Genomic DNA, 17,489 nt, shown 5'->3' with positions numbered 1-17,489 from the left:
AAAACTATGCCCAAACTTGCCGAGAAGAACCAATGCACAGGTTGCACTGCCTGTGTAAGCATTTGTCCACGGAACTGTATTCAGATGAAAAAAGATAATGCAGGATTTGAGTTTCCGGTAATTATGGAGCGGTCTGCGTGTATTGCTTGTGGGGCTTGTGAAAGAGTATGTCCCGTGTTAATGAAGAAAAAAGATGATGAAAACCTATCAACGTCTGCATATGCGGCATTCTCTAACAATAATGCACTTCGACTGGAGAGTTCCTCCGGTGGAATTTTCTCTGAGTTAGCAGCTACCATTTTACAGCGAGGCGGAGTGATCTATGGTGCAAGCTATGATGACGAAGGCGTAGTCAGACATATTGAGATAAAAGAGCAAACGGAACTCGGTAAACTACGAGGAGCGAAATATTCGCAAAGTATTTTAGGAGACAGCTTTTTAAGCATAAAAAAACAACTGGATTCCGGACGAATAGTGTTGTTTTCAGGTACACCTTGTCAGGTAGCCGGATTGAAAGCCTTTTTAAAACGAGATTATGAGAATTTGGTCTGCATAGATTTTGTATGTCATGGAGTACCGTCTCCGATGGTATGGGAAAAATATGTAAAGTATCGATCTCTAACGGATAATAGTGATTCATTTCCACAGCATATAAATTTGCGAAATAAGGAAAGTGGTTGGAGTCATTACGCATACTCGGTTAAATTTGCTTATGCAGACAAGAAACGCTATTTATGTAAAAATGGTGATGATCCCTTCATGCAATTATTTGTAAAAGATTATATTTTGCGGGAATCTTGTAGTAGCTGTCATTTTAAAGGATATCATCGTGTTAGTGATATAACATTAGGCGATTTCTGGGGAATATGGAATATTAATCCCAAAATGGACGATAATAAAGGAACATCTCTTATATTAACGCATACTGCAAAAGGTGAAAAAATGATGAACGCAGTTTCTGAAAACATAAAATGTGAACAAGTTTATTTGGAACAGGCGGCAAGAGAAAATCCATCGTTATTGAGATCATCAGTTCATAAACAAAATAGAGATATTGTTTTAAAAACTATTGAAAGCGAAAATTTTCAGGAAATATTGCCATTACTTCAAGTAAAACAACCACAAAGGCGAAGTAAGAAGGAAATAATTAAGCGTGTACTCAAAAAGCTGTGTGGGTTAGGATGAGTCACGATAACGGAGGACATTATCAATGAAATGGCTACGGCAGCACAAATGGACGCTCATTATCAGCGTACTTCTATTCCTCGGAATCACAAACTGCCAAAACCTCGACCAATCAAAACACTCCCTAAGCTACTCTTCCTATCAGATCCCCTCCGACAAAATCGATACCCCAATCCGGATTTTGCAGCTGACGGATCTGCACAACAGCGAGTTTGGAGAAGACAATCAGGAGCTGATTGACCGGATAGCAAGTCAGTCTCCCGATCTGATCCTGCTCACGGGGGATCTGTTAAATTCCGGAGAGCCTGTCACAGAGATTGCTACCAATTTGATTTCTTCTCTATGCGAGATTGCTCCCGTCTATCTGTCCTTGGGAAATCATGAGATAGAATACCAGGACAATTTTGGCACAGACGTCACACAATTGTATCAGGCCGCCGGTGCAATCGTTCTGGAGCACCAATACCGGGATATCACCGTAAAAGGCCAGTCTCTTCGCATTGGCGGCATTTACGGTTACTGCCTGCCGGACAAATACCTGGAAACGGAGGAAGCTGATCTTAGCGAATGCATGTTTTTATGGGATTTTGAGAATACCGACCGTTACAAGATCCTGCTTAGTCATCTTCCGATTGCCTGGCTGAAAAATGATGCCCTGGAGGAATGGAACATGGACTGCGTGTTTTCTGGTCATCTTCACGGAGGGCAGGTCATTTTGCCTGGAATCGGCGGCGTATATGCGCCGGATATGGGCTGGTTTCCGGGACGGCTGAAGGGTGTTTTTGATTCAAAGGATGGAAAACGGCATCTGGTTTTGTCTGCGGGGCTTGGAAATACGGAGGTGATTCCGCGGTTCAACAATATTCCGGAGATTGTCTGCGTGGATCTTGTACCGGAAGGAGGATGGTGAAAAAACTTGCACATGGATTAGGGCTGCGAATGTTACGGTTCGCTGGGAACCAGTGAACCGTAACTTAATCTGGGCATATTGTTTCACAGGATCGGCTGGCAGCTTGACATGTCGCCGGTTCTGTATTATAATAACGATGTTCACGAAAATGAAAGGATAGATGTACATGAACAAACAAGAATCTGATATTTTGAACGTGATCCTGCAATACCACTGCCGGAACCAGCGTGCGCTGGCGGAGCGGTGTGGGTTTTCACTGGGAATGGTAAACCGTTCGGTGAAAGCGCTGCAGGGGCAGGGTTTTTTAACAACAGATATGGAGCTGACGGAAAAAGCCAGGCTTGAGATGGCAAAGCATCGCCCGAAAAACGCGGTGATTCTGGCTGCCGGATATGGAATGCGGATGGTGCCGATTAATATGGAAACGCCGAAAGGACTTTTGGAAGTAGAGGGGGAACCGCTGATCGAGCGGCTGATCCGTCAGCTTCATGCGGTAAAGGTGAAGGAAATTTATGTTGTCGTTGGTTTTAAAAAGGAACAGTACGATTATCTGGTTGACCGGTATGGCGTGAAGCTGGTTGTCAATATGGAGTATGCAGAGAAAAACAACCTGCATTCCCTGGCAAAGGTATTGCCGCAGCTTGGTGAAACGTATCTTATGCCGTGCGACCTCTGGTGCCGGGAAAATCCGTTTTCGGAGTATGAGTGGTATTCCTGGTATCTGGTGAGCGATGCAAAAGATCCAGACAGTACGGTTCGTGTGAGCCGGAAGTGGGAGCTTGTGCCCTCAGGCGGGGAAAAAGAAGGAAATCATATGATCGGCATCAGCTATCTGACGGATTCTGTGGCACAGTCGATGGCGCGGCGAATCGAAACGATGGTACAGGATCGCCGGTATGACCATGTTTTCTGGGAGGATGCCCTTTTTGCGGAAAACGGAATGCCGGTGCAGGCAAAGCTTGTCCCGGAAGGAGCTGTGGTGGAGATCAATACCTACGAGCAGCTGCGGGAACTGGATGAAAATTCGGATCAGCTGAAGTCGGATGCGATGGCAGAAATTGAACGGGTGCTTTCGGTTTCCGGTGAGGAGATTACGGGAATTGAGGTCCTGAAAAAGGGAATGACAAACCGTTCGTTTTTATTCCGCTGTCGCGGCGGGCGGTATATTATGAGAATTCCGGGGGAAGGCACGAGTCTTCTGATCAACCGCAGGCAGGAGGCGGCGGTATATCGGACACTGGACGGAAAGGGCATCTGCGATGAAATCGTGTCGATCAATCCGGAAAACGGCTATAAGATTACGAAATACCTGGAGGGTGCGCGTGTCTGCGATCCGGAAAACCCTGAGGATGTGCAGGCCTGTATGAAAAAGCTCCGTTCCTTCCATGAGGAGCATCTGAGCGTGGAGCATACGTTTTCGCTGTTTGACCAGATCGCATACTATGAAAGTCTGTGGGAGGGAGAACCGTCTGTTTATCGGGATTACAGCACGACGAAAGCGCATGTGCTGGAGCTTGAGGCTTATCTGGAAGCGCAGCCGAAGGTGTGGACGCTGACGCATATTGATGCGGTGCCGGACAATTTTCTGTTTGTGGAGAAAAACGGCGGAACGGAAATTCGTCTGATTGACTGGGAATATGCGGGCATGCAGGATGCACATGTGGATCTGGCGATGTTCTGCATTTACGCCATGTATGACCGTCCGCAGGTGGATGCGCTGATCGACAGTTATTTTACGGAAGGCTGTCCGCAGGAGGTGCGCACGAAAATTTATGCATACATTGCGGTGTGCGGGCTTTTATGGAGCAACTGGTGTGAGTACAAGAGCCGGTTAGGCGTGGAGTTTGGCGAGTATTCGCTGAAACAGTACCGATATGCTAAGGATTACTATAAACTTGTTAAGCAGGAGCTTGCCAAAAGCAAAGGTCAGGAAGAATAAGAGGGTGGAAGAATGAAAGCGATGGATGTGGGGCAGAGACCGGGAAGTGAAATTCAGCAGAAAAATCATGTAGAACGTGCAATTATCATGGCGGCGGGAACGGGAACGCGGATGCGGCCGGTAACGCTTACTACGCCGAAACCGCTGATCCGTGTGAAGGGTGTCCGCATGATTGATACGGTGATTCAGGCGCTGCATGAAAATGGAATTTATGAGATTTATGTAGTAGTGGGATATCGGAAAGAGCAGTTTGCGTGCCTTACCGCAGAATATAAAGGTGTGACACTGATCGAAAATCCATACTGGGATTCCTGCAATAATATTGCATCGCTCTATGTGGCGCGGGAACAGTTGGAAAATGCAATGATTCTGGATGGGGATCAGATTATATACAAAAAAGAAATTCTTGCACCGGAATTTACGCATTCTGGCTACAATGCTGTCTGGACGGACGAAAAGACGGATGAATGGCTGATGCAGGTGAAGGATGGAATCGTGTGTTCCTGTAGCCGGACCGGCGGTAAGGGCGGCTGGCAGCTCTTCAGTGTATCACGTTGGAACCGGGAGGACGGAAAGCGGCTGAAACGCCACCTGGAACTGGAATTTGAAAAAAAACAGAACCGCCAGATTTACTGGGATGATGTGGCGATGTTCTGTCATTTTGAAGAATATGAGCTTGGCATTTATCCTATGCAGGAAGGCGATCTGATTGAGATTGATGATTTCTCGGAACTCTGCGATCTGGATCCGTCTTACTGCGGATATGAGGCACAGGGGCAGGAAAAATCAGAAGAAAAATAAGCTGGATCGGGCAGTATAGCAGAAAGGAACAGAAAACATGAATACAGTTGATGAAAACAGAGTGGCGAAAAAGAAACAGAGCGGAAAAATACGGAAAAAAGGTCAGATTGACTGGATGATCACGCTGCTGCCGCTGGGACTGATTGCAGCGCTCAGCATTTTGTTTTTCCTCCTGCCGGAACAGTCCAACACAGTTCTTGCGAAGGTACGCTTCTTCTTGGGAGATACCTTTGGAGTCTATTATCTTGCAATTGGCCTTGGCGTTTTTCTGCTCTCTTTGTATCTGGCATTTTCAAAATATGGCGATATTGTGTTAGGAGAGCAGGATGAGAAACCGAAATATTCTTTTTTTGCCTGGGGATCCATGATGTTTACGTGCGGCCTTGCGGCAGACATTCTGTTTTATTCTTTTGCAGAATGGGTGATGTATGCTGCTGATCCGCAGATTGAAAAGATGGGCGGAATCCAGGAGTGGGCGGGCGTGTACCCGCTGTTTCACTGGAGTCTGATTCCGTGGGGCTTTTATCTCGTTCTCGCTGCCGCATTTGGGTTTATGCTGCACGTGCGGAAACGGAACCGGCAGCGGTATTCAGAAGCCTGCCGTCCGATTATGGGAAAACAGACGGACGGCATCGGCGGACGGCTGATTGATCTGCTGGCGGTATTTGCACTCCTTGCAGGAACGGCAACGACATTCAGCGTGGCAACGCCGCTGATGGCAAGTGCAATCAATGCATTGTTTCATATCAATCTGGACCGGAACGCAGTGACAATTGTGATTCTGCTGATTACGTGTTTTGTGTACACGTATTCGCTGCTTCACGGCTTCCGCGGAATCGGTTTTCTGGCAAAGCTCTGCATCTATCTGTTTTTCGGGCTACTGGCGTACGTGCTGCTGTTCGGCGGACAGACGCGGTATATTATCGAGACGGGATTTTCATCGCTGGGACGGATGATTCAGTATTTCCCGACGTTGGCGACCGATACCGATCCGCTGCGCGAGACGCATTTTCCGCAGAACTGGACTATTTATTACTGGGCATACTGGATGGTATGGTGCGTGGCGGCGCCATTTTTTATCGGAAGTATTTCCCGGGGAAGAACGGTGCGGCAGACAATCCTTGGCGGATATGGATTCGGCGTTGGCTCCACGATTTTAAGCTTTATCATCCTGGGAAATGAATCGATGGGGATGCAGATGGCGGGAAAAGCGGATTTTATCGCGCGGTATGCCAAAGACGGTGATCTCTATGGAATGATTATCGCCATGATCCAGAAGATCCCGTGTGCATCGCTGGTTCTTGTCGTTCTGCTGCTCACGATGATTGCCTTTTATGCGACCTCGTTTGATTCGATTGCGCTGACGGTTTCCTGCTACAGCTACCGCCGTCTGGAAGAGGGACAGCAGCCATCGAAAGCGATTCAGCTTATGTGGTGCCTTCTGCTGATTCTGCTTCCGATTGCACTGGTCTTTTCCGAAAGCTCTATGAGCAATCTGCAGTCGGTCAGTATCGTGGCAGCGTTTCCGATCGGAATGGTAATTCTTCTGATTGTGGCGGGATTCCTAAAGGATGCCGGAGCATATCTGAAAGAAATAAAGAAGAAATGATTTTTTATGCAGCATGAAAATAGAGCCGGATTTCTATTTGGCGGAAATCCGGCTGTGTGCATTTCAGACAGTGTAGGTCTATACAAACAGTGTACACCCCTGCCGCTTGAACTGTTCGATCTTTTCGTCAATGAGCTCCGGCGTTACACCGAGATGCTCGGCAAGACACTGCTTGCAGAAAAACTGTTCTGCGCCGCGGTTGATAAATTTACGGTGGGCGCCGATCTCGTTATGTGTGAGTTCTTTGCCGCACTGCATACAGCGTGCCATCAGAGTTTTACGACCTTTGCACGGTATACTTTTGATGCAAACGGCTCGAGTTCTGTGACAAGGGATGCATTGTTTGCACACAGGTTCTCGCCGGTCCAGACCTCAGTAAGTTCCAGAGTACGGCCAGTGGAGAACGGAAGGCCGATCTCATCCAGATTCATGGCTGCACGCGATTTTTCATCACTGAGATTGAACATGCCGATAGCAAGATTTCCGTTTGCGAGCGCTTTTACATAAATCAGAACGTTGTCATTCCATGCATGGTTTTTCACTTTATACGGCTGACGGCAGAGCGGATCCTGGTTGATGCGGATCATTTCGTCATTCATGAGAATGCGGCGGGTTTCGTCGCTCATCTCGCGGATGTCGCAGCCGATCATCAGCGGGGAGCCAAGGAATGCCCACAGTGCATAGTGTGTCTGATACTGGACATCGCTGCAGCCGGCCAGTCCAACATTTCCTTTTCCATGCATGCCGACGATCAGCATGTCCATATCGTTGAAGCAGCCGACGCCGTTGTACGGATGCAGTTTTTCCTGCTGTGCCACGAGATCTTTGACAGAATCCCAGGTATCAAAGATGTCGCCGGTGGAACGCCACATGGAAGCGCCGGTTTCTTTGATCCACTCATGCGTTTCATCAGCACCCCAGGAGCAGGCAGAGAAGAGAATGTCGCGGCCGCAGTTCTCGAGTGCCAGTCCCATGCGGCGGTACAGATATTTTCCGTGCAGGATCGGACTGTGGTAGCAGTAGTCGTATTTTAAGAAATCAACATCCCAGGATGCGAAAGTTTCCGCATCGACAAATTCGTGCTCATAGCTGCCAGGGTAGCCGGCACACGTCATGTTTCCGGCGCAGGAATACATACCGAATTTCAGCCCTTTGGAATGAACGTAATCGGCAACGGCTTTCATACCATACGGAAATTTTTCCGGATCCGGCACAAGACGGCCGTTTTCATCGCGTTCACGTAAAGACCAGCAGTCGTCGATGACAAGATATTCGTATCCTTTATCGCGCAGGCCGCTCTCGGCCATGACATCAGCAGTTTCAAAAATCATTTTTTCATTGATATTTTCTCCGAAGGTGTTCCAGGAATTCCAGCCCATCGGCGGTGTAAGTTTGATCATAGTATTGACCTCCCGTAAGTTTTGATGTACTTTGAGTATAGATGGATTTCCAGAGCAAAACCATGGAATTTTAAGACAAAAGCATGGATTTTTGCTTCATAAAGAATAAAATACGGGAAAAGGAAAGAATATGCTTGTATCAGAAATGAACGGGATCCGGCCTGTCGATGCCGGGCGGCAGGACTGCCATGATCTGCATTCCTGGGGGCCGGGTGTACGGCAGTGCTATATTATACATTATATTATAAGCGGAAAGGGAACGTTTACCTGCGGGAAAAAGACGTACACGCTTACCGCCGGACAGAGCTTTTTAATCTGTCCAGAGCAGGTGGTGCAGTACGCGCCGGATGAGAACGAGCCGTGGGAATATGTGTGGGTTGATTTTGTCGGGGAACAATGCCGGCAGATTCTGGCACGGTCGGTACTGAACCCACAGCAGCCGGCGGCGCCGCCTCTCCGTCAGGAAAGGCTTCTGCCGTATTTTGAGCGTCTCTGCCAGATGGAACTCTATCGCCGGAACAGCCAGGAGGCCGTCGGTGTGCTGCTTGCGCTTCTGGGCGTGTACCAGGATCTGGCGGAGCCGCAGCGGGAGGAGAGAAAGAAGGAGGATCCGCGGATTATGGAAGCGATGGCTCTGATTGCCGCAGGGTATCACAGGAGTGAGTTCTGCGCGGAGACAATTGCGCGGAAAATGGCGGTCAGCCGCACAACGCTGAACCGTCTGTTTCAGAAGAAAATCGGCTGGTCACCAGGACAGTATCTGCTGGAATATCGGCTGCAGCAGTCAGAAAAGCTGCTGCAGATGGGGATGACGGTCAAACAGACGGCGCTGTCGTGCGGATTTGAAGATCCCTTTTACTATTCCCGTGTGTTCCGGAAACACTATGGAATGCCGCCGTCGGATTACCGGCTGGAGTTTGCAGAAATTCAGTGAACGGCGGGCGTTACCGCTCGTCGGAGAGATAATTCCGCATAGAGCGCAGGGCGGACTTTTCCAGCCGGCTGACCTGCGCCTGCGAGATGCCGATTTCCCGGGCAACCTCCATCTGGGTCTGCCCCTCATAGAAACGCATGCGGATGATCTGGCGTTCGCGCTCATTGAGACGGGCGACCGCGTCCTGCAGGGCGAGGTTCTGCACCCAGTTTTCTTCTTTATTTTTCTTATCACTTAACTGATCCATGACATACAGGGTATCGCCGCCTTCCGTGTAGACGGGCTCATACAGACTCATTGGGCTTTGGATTGCATCGAGGGCATAGACGATATCCTCTTTTCCAATGCCGATTTCAGCGGCGATTTCCTCGATCGAAGGCTCTTTCTGGTTCTGCTTGAGATAAAGTTCGCGGGCGCAGATGGCGCGGTAGGCAGTATCCCTGAGGGAACGGCTGACGCGGATCGCATTGTTGTCACGCAGATACCGCCGGATTTCACCGATGATCATCGGCACGGCATAGGTGGAGAAACGGACGTTTAAGGTCGTGTCGAAGTTATCAATCGCCTTAATCAGGCCGATACAGCCGATCTGAAAGAGATCGTCGGCGTTTTCACTGCTGTTGGAGAAGCGCTTGATCACGCTTAAGACAAGGCGCAGATTGCCCTGAATGTAGCGTTCGCGGGCAGCAGCATCTCCTTCGCGGGCCTTTTTCAGCAGAGTCTCTTTTTCTTCGGCATTCAGTACGGGAAGGCGTGATGTATTGACTCCGCACAGTTCAACTTTATTGATCGCCATGGTATGCATCCTCCTGAAACATGGAACGTATGGTTACCGTTCGTTACTGTTATACGTTCATGATTGGCAGTTGGCGGGACGAATATACGAGAGCCCGGAAAATTTCATAAAGTTTTAGTCCTTGACAAAGCTTTTGGAAAATGATTTCCTGCTATTGTAGAAACGGCGGAAAGTGTGATAAGATAAGGGAAGTGTACGAAATGCGAGGTCTTGTTTTATGATGAGTGGAAAGGAACGAAGAGAAGAGATTCTTCAAAGAATAACAAACAGTAAGACGCCGGTCTCCGGTGCAGCGCTGGCGAAGAGCTGTGAAGTCAGCCGTCAGGTGATTGTCCAGGACATTGCCCTGATCCGCGCTGCCGGATACGATGTGATTGCGACAAACCGCGGCTACATCTGCAGCAGCCCGGTGAGAGAGACGCGGGTCTTTGAGGTGAATCACACGGATGAGCAGATGCAGGACGAGCTGAATACAATTGTGGATTTCGGCGGCGTTGTGCTGGATGTGATTGTGCGTCACGAGGTTTACGGAGAACTGCGGGCGGAACTTAATATCAGTTCACGAAATAAGGTGGCACTGTTTATGGAAGAAATCCGGCAGGGAAAATCACGGCCGCTGAAGAATATCACATCAGGGGAACATTTTCATACCGTATCGGCAGACTCTGCGCAGACCCTGGATCTGATTGAAGAGGAACTGCGAAAGAAAGACTACCTGGTGCGGACTGTGAAATAGGGGAAAAAGCCCTTATTTTCACAAAAAACTGTTATTCGAAAAAATTTTAAATTTTTTTCAAAAAGGTGTTGACTTTTCTCTTAGGATAGTGTAATATACATGATGTCAGCGGGAACGAGTGATAAACAAAGAGTTCTAAAGCGACAAAGAAATGTGCGTTTAGCTCAGCTGGATAGAGCGTTTGGCTACGGACCAAAAGGTCGGGGGTTCGAATCCTCTAACGCACGGACGGTAACCGTCCTGGTGAAAACCAGGGCGGTTTTTTCGTATGCAGAATGAAAAATAAAACAAGCGGCCTTTTGGTCAGCAGCCAGACGGCCGCACTTTTTGAAAAAATCATGGGGAAACAACTTGTACGCTCATTGACACAAGTGAGATACATCTCCTATAATAAAGCCAAATTTAAGATCTCGAAAGGGGACAAGTTATGGCTAAGTTAGTAATTGATGCGAACAGAAAGCTTTCAAAAATCAATAAGGAAATCCAGGGACAGTTTTCGGAGCATCTGGGAAGATGTATTTATGAAGGACTCTATGTAGGAGAAAATTCCGATATTCCGAACGTGAACGGAATGCGTACCGATGTTGTTGAAGCACTGAAAAATATCAAAGTTCCGGTACTGCGCTGGCCGGGTGGATGTTTTGCAGATGAATATCACTGGAAAGACGGTATCGGACCGAAAGAAAGCCGCAAAAAAATGATCAACACCAACTGGGGCGGTGTTGTCGAGGACAACAGCTTCGGTACCCACGAGTTTTTTGAACTCTGCCGTCAGATCGGATGTGAAACCTATATCAACGGAAATATGGGAAGCGGTACTGTACAGGAGATGTCGGAGTGGGTTGAATATATGACATTTGACGGGGTATCTCCGATGGCAGACCTTCGTGCGGAAAATGGCCACGAAAAGCCGTGGACCGTCGATTTCTTCGGTGTCGGCAATGAGAACTGGGGCTGCGGCGGAAATATGAATCCGGAATTCTACGGAAATATGTACCGCAGATATCAGACCTTTGTGCGTGATTACGATGGAAACAAAAAGATCCGGAAGATTGCCTGCGGTGCCAATGCGGATGATTATGAGTGGACGCAGGAAGTGATGAAAGCATGCTTTCGCAGAACCTCCCCGCAGCAGCACGGCATGATGGATGGACTGTCCCTTCATTACTATACGGTTCCGGAAACCTGGGATCACAAGGGCAGTGCAACGGAATTTGCGGAAAAAGACTGGTATAAGACCATGAAAAAGACGATGTACATGGAAGAGCTGATCCGCCGTCACAGCGCCATTATGGATCAGTACGACCCGGACAAAAAGGTCGGCATGATCGTGGATGAGTGGGGTACCTGGTATGATGTGGAGCCTGGAACGAATCCGGGATTTCTGTATCAGCAGAATACCATGCGTGACGCACTGGTCGCAGGGATCAACCTGAATCTTTTCAACAAACACAGCGACCGCGTCAAGATGGCAAATATCGCACAGATGGTCAATGTTCTGCAGTCGATGATCCTGACAGAGGGGGAAAAGATGGTCAAAACTCCGACGTATCATGTTTTCGATCTGTATCAGGTACATCAGGAAAATGATCTTCTGGCAAGCTCTCTGGAAACGGAGCAGGTTGGTCTGGAAGACGAATACATGGTTCCGAATCTGACGGAATCTGTTTCGGTAGATGCCAACGGTGTACTTCATATTACGATGACGAATGTGGATCTGGAGAAAGCATATCTGGTAGAGGCGGTACTTCTTGGAAAAGAAGTCGGCGAGATCAAAGCCGAGATCGTAACCGGCCATATGCAGGATAAAAACACCTTTGAAGCGCCGGAGACGGTTGGCGTTCAGGGCTTTGACGGTGTGCAGGCAACAAAAGAGGGAATTTCCTTTACCATTCCGGCATGCAGTGTGCTTCATATCGCCGTAAAATAGGGAAACCATAAAAACCAGAAGATATTTGGGATGAAAAAAGATTCGGTTCCGGAGGAGTTTGATGGACGGAAATACCAGGATCTGTAAAAAATGCCTGCTTCGTGAGATGGACGAGGCAGGCTTTTTTCAGAATATGTACGATTATATTGCAAGAATTCCGGCGGACGATAAAACGCCGGGGGAGGAATACGAGCGGCGGCTTTCGATCTGTAAGGAATGCGAAAAGCTGCTGTCCGGCATGTGCCGCATGTGCGGCTGCTACGTGGAGATGCGGGCAGCGATTGCACTGCGGGACTGCCCGGGGAAAAAGTGGTAGCAAAAGAGAAACCCCGCACAGCGGATCCTGTGAAAACAACGGATCCCTGTGCGGGGTTTTGAGAATCAGCGAAGTCGGTAAGATCAGTTGGGACTTGTTTGCGTCTCCGTTGCGACTTTCGGATCCTTGAAATAGCGGGACAGCTTCGGCACGGAGATGAACAGCGTCAGAAATTCGGCGACCGGAATCGACAGCCACACACCGTTGGTGCCAAGCACGAGCGGCAGAAGCAGCGCGGAGAGAACGATAAAGACGAAGGTTCGCAAAAAAGAAATCAAAGCAGAGGTCTTTCCGTCTGACAGTGCCGTAAAAATGCCGGAGGCGACGATATTCGTACCGCAGAACAGGTAAGCGATGGAGAACAGATATCCGCCGTGGCGTGTCAGTTCAAAGCCGTACGTGCCTTTCTGCATGAAAACGGCGGAAATAACAGGAGAACCGAAGGCAGCCACAAGTGCAATGATCACAGAGCTTACCACGACGAAGCGGATACTGATGCGGTAAAGCCGGATCAGCCGCTGTTTGTTCCGGCTGCCGTAGTTGAAGCTGAACACAGGTGCAACGCCGATACTGTAGCCGAGGTACAGCGCAACAAAGAGAAACTGTCCGTACAGAATCGCCGTGATGGCGGCAACACCGATTTCGCCCTCGAATTTCAGCATCAGCATGTTGAAAAGGTAAGTGACAACGGCTGCGGAAAGATTGCTGACCATCTCGGAGGAACCGTTGAAGCAGCTTGTGGAGAGCAGGCCTTTGGAAAACTCCGGCCTGGTGAAACGAAGGCCTTTTCGGGCAAAGGTAAAGTATAAAATACCGGCAACGGACGGGATACACTGGCCAAGGCCGGTGGCAAGGGCCGCTCCCGCAACACCGAGATGGAGCGGGACGACAAACAGATAGTCCAGAATCATGTTGGTAATGCCGGCGGACACCGTAAGGGAAAGTCCGAGTCCCGGGCGCCCTGCCGTTACAAAGAAGGACTGGAACAGCGCCTGGAGAAGACAGACCGGGGCAAAGGAAAGGATCGTCCGCAGATAGGCGGTACCGTAATCCATCAGCACCGGTGTTGCACCGAGCAGACTGCAGATCTGACGGCAAAACAGGTTGCCGAGCACTGCGCCCAGAATACCGATGATCAGTGTGGTAAGGGTAAGGGCAGAAAAGTTACGGTTGGCTTCCTCCAGTTTTCCCTGTCCGATCTTTGCGGCGACAACGGCGCTGCCTCCGGTACCGAACATGATGCCGACGGCAAGAAGAATGCTGACGGCAGGATAGACGATATTGGCGGCGGAAAGCGCCATGCTGTCCACGTACTGTGCGATGAAAAAGCCATCCACAATACTGTAGAGAGACATAAAGATCATCATGATGATCGATGGAAACGCAAACTTCAGCAGGGAGCGGAAGTTGAAATCCTTGGCGAGTGACTGGCTCATAATCAAAAACCTCCTTTTTTATGTGTGAAAAGCCTTTTTCAGACACGCTTTAGATGGGAAAGATTTCTTGTGAAAATTTGAATCGTTTGCTATTATAAAGGATAGGGTAACCCTATAGTCAAGTGCAAAAAAGGTGAAAAACAGGAAAAATTCCGAGAGCACATATTCAGGAAAAGGAGTCAGAAATGGGAAAACAGGAGTATTTAAGCGCGGGGCGATTTGCAGCGCTGGTAGGCACGACAAAGGAAACGCTCTTCCATTATGATGAGATTGGGCTGTTCGTACCAAAAAGAAGAGGGACAAACGGCTACCGGTATTATGCGATGGATCAGATGGAAACGTTTGATGTGATCGGAATGCTGCGGGAGCTGGGCATGCCGCTGGCAGAGATTCGAAATTATCTGGAACAGCGAAGTCCCGAAAAATTCGGAGTACTGCTGGAACAGGAGGAGAAGGTGGTGCGTGAAAAAATGCAGCGGCTCCGCGAGATGCAGCGCTGGATAGGGGAAAAGAAGCGGTTTCTGGCACAGGCATCGGCGGAATGCCGTGAGGCGTTTGAAAAAAATCCCTTCTGTCCTGTGGGGATTCATACCCTGCCATTGCAGTATCTTGTCACAAATCACAGCGAATCAGCGGATAATCTGGCAGTCAATCAGAAAATCGGAGAGCTCTATGCTTACTGCGGGCAATACGGAAATCGAAGTTCGTATAATGTGGGGTTTGTTCAGAAACGGGAAACACTGGAAACGGGGAATTTTCTGGATTACCGTGATTTTTATCTGATTTTTGATCGTGTGCCGGCGAAAGTGCGATACACGGTTCGGCTGGAGGGAGAGTATCTTTGTTATTATTATAAAGGACCATGGCAGGGAATTGAAGCGGCGTACCGGAAGCTGTTCCGGTATGCCACGGAACAGAGACTTTTGCTGGACGACCGCTTTTATGAGGAATATATGGTGGACGCGCTGACCAGTCAGGAAATGGAACAGTATATTACGAGAATCGCCGTAAAAATTTTAAGATAGACAGGTAGGAGGGGAAAAAACAAGATTTTCACAAACTTTTTTCATTCTCCTCTTGACCATGACGCAACGTCACCCATTATAGTGAGGGTACAACAAGTTGAATTGACATAAAACTGAGACGATAAACACACCAAAAAGGAGAAAAAGCATGAAAGTATTAGTAACAGGCGGAGCCGGATTTATCGGCGGAAACTTCGTACATCACATGGTAAACAAATACCCGGACTATCAGATCGTAAACCTGGACCTGCTGACCTATGCGGGAAACCTGGAGACTCTGAAACCGGTTGAGGACAAACCGAACTACAAATTTGTAAAAGGTGATATCGCAGACGAAGCTTTCATCATGGATCTGTTTGAAAAAGAGAAATTTGACGTTGTTGTCAACTTCGCAGCAGAGAGCCATGTAGACCGTTCCATCGAGGATCCTGGCATCTTTGTTCAGACCAACGTAATGGGAACCCGTGTACTGCTGGATGCTTCCAGAAAATTCGGCGTAAAGAGATATCATCAGGTATCTACCGATGAAGTTTACGGAGACCTTCCGCTGGATCGCCCGGACCTGTTCTTTACAGAGAATACCCCGATCCACACCTCCAGCCCGTACTCTGCATCCAAGGCAAGCGCAGACCTGTTTGTACTGGCTTACCACAGAACCTTCGGTACCCCGGTTACCGTTTCCAGATGCTCCAACAACTACGGCCCGTATCACTTCCCGGAAAAGCTGATTCCGCTTATGATCAGCCGCGCACTGGCAGACGAAGAGCTTCCGGTATACGGAAACGGTGAGAATGTCAGAGACTGGCTGCACGTATCCGACCATTGTGAAGCAATCGACCTGATTATCCATAAAGGTAAAGTAGGCGAGGTTTACAACATTGGCGGACACAACGAGAGAACAAACCTTCAGGTAGTACAGACCATCCTGAAAGCTCTGGACAAACCAGAATCTCTGATCAAATACGTAAAAGACCGCCCGGGCCATGACAGAAGATATGCAATCGACCCGACCAAGATCGAGACTGAACTTGGATGGAAACCAAAATACAATTTCGATACCGGAATTGCACAGACAATCCAGTGGTATCTGGACAATGAAGACTGGTGGAAACACATCATCAGCGGTGAGTATCAGAACTACTTTGCTGAGATGTACAAAGACCGTCTGTAAGAGAGAAAAGTGAAATGCAAAGGCCGCAAAAAGCGGCTTTTGCGAAGGAGTGGTGGATATGGATCAATATTATACCACTGGTGAATTTGCCCGGATGGCCCATGTGACCATTCGGACAATTCGCTATTACGACAAAAAAGGGCTGCTGAAGCCGAGCTTTATTAACGAATCCGGTTATCGGATGTATTCGGATGAGGATTTTCTGAAGCTGCAGAAAATTTTATCGCTGAAATATCTCGGATTTTCCCTGAATGAGATCGGAAATATGACGATTCACGATACGAGTGCGGATATTCTGAAATCATTGAAAATGCAGATCGGACTTGTGCACAAGAAGATGGAAAATCTGGAACAGATGGAAAAGGCGCTGCAGAATACGACACAGATTCTGGAGGAGACGAACCAGATCGACTGGACCGGCATTCTGAACCTGATTCATCTGACCGATATGGAAAAGATGCTGGTGGAGCAGTACAAAAACGGGGAAAACCTGAATATCCGTATTTCGCTGCACGAGCAGTATTCCCAAAATAAAAAGGGATGGTTCCCGTGGCTTCTGGAACAGATGGATTTTGACGGTGCGCGCCGGATTCTGGAGATTGGCTGCGGAAACGGACAGCTCTGGAAAAAAGCGGAGCCATCCGTGCTGAAAGGAAAGTATATCTGTCTGTCTGACCTGTCGGACGGCATGATCCGGGATGCGGCGGAAAATCTGGGAGAAGAAAAGGCATCCTGTTTTGATTTCCGGACACTGGACTGCCAGAAGCTTCCGTTTCCGGATGCGGAATACGACCGGATTATTGCAAATCATGTTTTGTTCTATGTCCAGAATCTGTCCCGCGGTCTGCAGGAAATCAGCCGTGTGCTTTCAGATGACGGCGTGTTCTACTGCAGTACGTATGGAAAAGGCCATATGAAAGAGATTACCGATCTGGTACAGGAGTTTGATCCGCAGATCAATCTTTCGGAGGTGGCGCTGTATACTATTTTTGGTCTGGATCACGGAGAAAAGCAGTTAAAGCCTTATTTTGGCAGCGTAGAGAAAAGAATCTACGAGGACAGTCTCTGGGTCGACCGGCCGGAGCCGCTTCTGGACTATATCCTTTCCTGCCATGGAAATCAGAATGAGTATCTGTATCCGAGACAGCGGGAATTCAAAGAATTTCTGGAAAAGAAAATTCAGAAACACGGCGGAATTGCGATCACAAAAGAGGCAGGGGTTTTCATCTGCAGAAAATAACGGGAGAGGCCGACATGAAAATGGAGGTCTCTTTTTTATCCCTCATTTTAGGCAAGTTTGA

16 protein-coding genes and 1 tRNA gene are annotated in these 17,489 nt (G+C 48.5%); 13 read left to right on the top strand and 4 right to left on the bottom strand.

All coding sequences use genetic code 11. The features are described 5' to 3' along the window. Positions 1–6 precede the first annotated feature (6 nt). From DWX00_RS08375 to DWX00_RS08355, 5 genes are all read left to right on the top strand, one after another. Entirely contained in the window at positions 7–1,185 is a 1,179-nt protein-coding gene (locus DWX00_RS08375) for a Coenzyme F420 hydrogenase/dehydrogenase, beta subunit C-terminal domain (protein ID WP_022461042.1), read from the top strand. A 25-nt stretch (positions 1,186–1,210) separates the two neighbouring features. After that, positions 1,211–2,095, top strand: a complete 885-nt coding sequence (locus tag DWX00_RS08370; protein WP_117760630.1) for a metallophosphoesterase — start codon at positions 1,211–1,213, stop codon at positions 2,093–2,095. Between the two features lie 166 nt (positions 2,096–2,261). Further along, a complete protein-coding gene (locus tag DWX00_RS08365) occupies positions 2,262–4,034 on the top strand; it encodes an NTP transferase domain-containing protein (protein ID WP_117760631.1) in 1,773 nt (590 codons plus the stop codon). A gap of 12 nt (positions 4,035–4,046) precedes the next feature. Then, on the top strand, positions 4,047–4,835 hold the full coding sequence (locus DWX00_RS08360; RefSeq protein WP_243001878.1) for an NTP transferase domain-containing protein: 789 nt from the start codon (positions 4,047–4,049) through the stop codon (positions 4,833–4,835). Positions 4,836–4,872: 37 nt separating this feature from the next. Beyond that, the gene (locus tag DWX00_RS08355) at positions 4,873–6,444 is read left to right on the top strand and encodes a BCCT family transporter (RefSeq protein ID WP_022461560.1); all 1,572 of its coding nucleotides are present in this window, start codon (positions 4,873–4,875) and stop codon (positions 6,442–6,444) included. A gap of 78 nt (positions 6,445–6,522) precedes the next feature. Here DWX00_RS08355 and DWX00_RS08350 read toward each other — a convergent pair whose 3' ends face one another. After that, positions 6,523–6,714 (bottom strand): hypothetical protein, encoded by a 192-nt coding sequence (locus DWX00_RS08350; RefSeq protein WP_022461561.1) that lies wholly within the window; start codon positions 6,712–6,714, stop codon positions 6,523–6,525. Beyond that, positions 6,714–7,844 carry a glycoside hydrolase family 27 protein gene (locus tag DWX00_RS08345; protein ID WP_118595036.1) on the bottom strand — a complete coding sequence of 377 codons (1,131 nt, stop codon included), beginning with the start codon at positions 7,842–7,844 and terminating at the stop codon, positions 6,714–6,716. The genes DWX00_RS08350 and DWX00_RS08345 overlap by 1 nt, the downstream gene beginning before the upstream one ends. A gap of 130 nt (positions 7,845–7,974) precedes the next feature. Between DWX00_RS08345 and DWX00_RS08340 the strand changes: the two genes are divergently transcribed. Next, the gene (locus DWX00_RS08340; RefSeq protein ID WP_117509373.1) at positions 7,975–8,778 is read left to right on the top strand and encodes an AraC family transcriptional regulator; all 804 of its coding nucleotides are present in this window, start codon (positions 7,975–7,977) and stop codon (positions 8,776–8,778) included. Between the two features lie 10 nt (positions 8,779–8,788). Here the strand turns inward: DWX00_RS08340 and sigG are convergent, their stop codons facing one another. Next, a complete protein-coding gene (sigG, locus tag DWX00_RS08335) occupies positions 8,789–9,574 on the bottom strand; it encodes an RNA polymerase sporulation sigma factor SigG (RefSeq protein ID WP_055220491.1) in 786 nt (261 codons plus the stop codon). 220 nt (positions 9,575–9,794) lie between these two features. Between sigG and DWX00_RS08330 the strand changes: the two genes are divergently transcribed. The 4 genes from DWX00_RS08330 to DWX00_RS08315 all read left to right on the top strand — a co-directional run bounded on the left by DWX00_RS08330 (position 9,795) and on the right by DWX00_RS08315 (position 12,556). Beyond that, a complete protein-coding gene (locus DWX00_RS08330) occupies positions 9,795–10,310 on the top strand; it encodes a transcription repressor NadR (RefSeq protein WP_055220692.1) in 516 nt (171 codons plus the stop codon). Positions 10,311–10,463: 153 nt separating this feature from the next. Next, a tRNA-Arg gene (locus tag DWX00_RS08325) sits at positions 10,464–10,537 on the top strand. 200 nt (positions 10,538–10,737) lie between these two features. Further along, positions 10,738–12,240, top strand: a complete 1,503-nt coding sequence (locus DWX00_RS08320) for an alpha-N-arabinofuranosidase (RefSeq protein ID WP_118595035.1) — start codon at positions 10,738–10,740, stop codon at positions 12,238–12,240. Positions 12,241–12,301: 61 nt separating this feature from the next. After that, the gene (locus DWX00_RS08315) at positions 12,302–12,556 is read left to right on the top strand and encodes a DUF6171 family protein (RefSeq protein ID WP_117813736.1); all 255 of its coding nucleotides are present in this window, start codon (positions 12,302–12,304) and stop codon (positions 12,554–12,556) included. Positions 12,557–12,639: 83 nt separating this feature from the next. Here the strand turns inward: DWX00_RS08315 and DWX00_RS08310 are convergent, their stop codons facing one another. After that, positions 12,640–13,992 (bottom strand): MATE family efflux transporter, encoded by a 1,353-nt coding sequence (locus tag DWX00_RS08310; protein WP_118595034.1) that lies wholly within the window; start codon positions 13,990–13,992, stop codon positions 12,640–12,642. Positions 13,993–14,177: 185 nt separating this feature from the next. On the opposite strand from DWX00_RS08310, the gene DWX00_RS08305 reads away from it, so the two are divergent. The 3 genes from DWX00_RS08305 to DWX00_RS08295 all read left to right on the top strand — a co-directional run bounded on the left by DWX00_RS08305 (position 14,178) and on the right by DWX00_RS08295 (position 17,428). After that, positions 14,178–15,017 (top strand): MerR family transcriptional regulator, encoded by an 840-nt coding sequence (locus tag DWX00_RS08305; protein ID WP_118595033.1) that lies wholly within the window; start codon positions 14,178–14,180, stop codon positions 15,015–15,017. 148 nt (positions 15,018–15,165) lie between these two features. Then, a complete protein-coding gene (gene rfbB, locus DWX00_RS08300; protein WP_022461570.1) occupies positions 15,166–16,188 on the top strand; it encodes a dTDP-glucose 4,6-dehydratase in 1,023 nt (340 codons plus the stop codon). 58 nt (positions 16,189–16,246) lie between these two features. Then, positions 16,247–17,428 (top strand): MerR family transcriptional regulator, encoded by a 1,182-nt coding sequence (locus DWX00_RS08295; RefSeq protein WP_117802055.1) that lies wholly within the window; start codon positions 16,247–16,249, stop codon positions 17,426–17,428. Positions 17,429–17,489: the final 61 nt, after the last annotated feature.

This window comes from Blautia sp. AF17-9LB (genome assembly GCF_003479185.1).
GTDB classification, from domain to species: domain Bacteria; phylum Bacillota; class Clostridia; order Lachnospirales; family Lachnospiraceae; genus Fusicatenibacter; species Fusicatenibacter saccharivorans.
The sequence above is the reverse complement of the archived record's forward strand: the minus strand, read 5'-3'. Positions and strand labels throughout refer to the sequence as shown.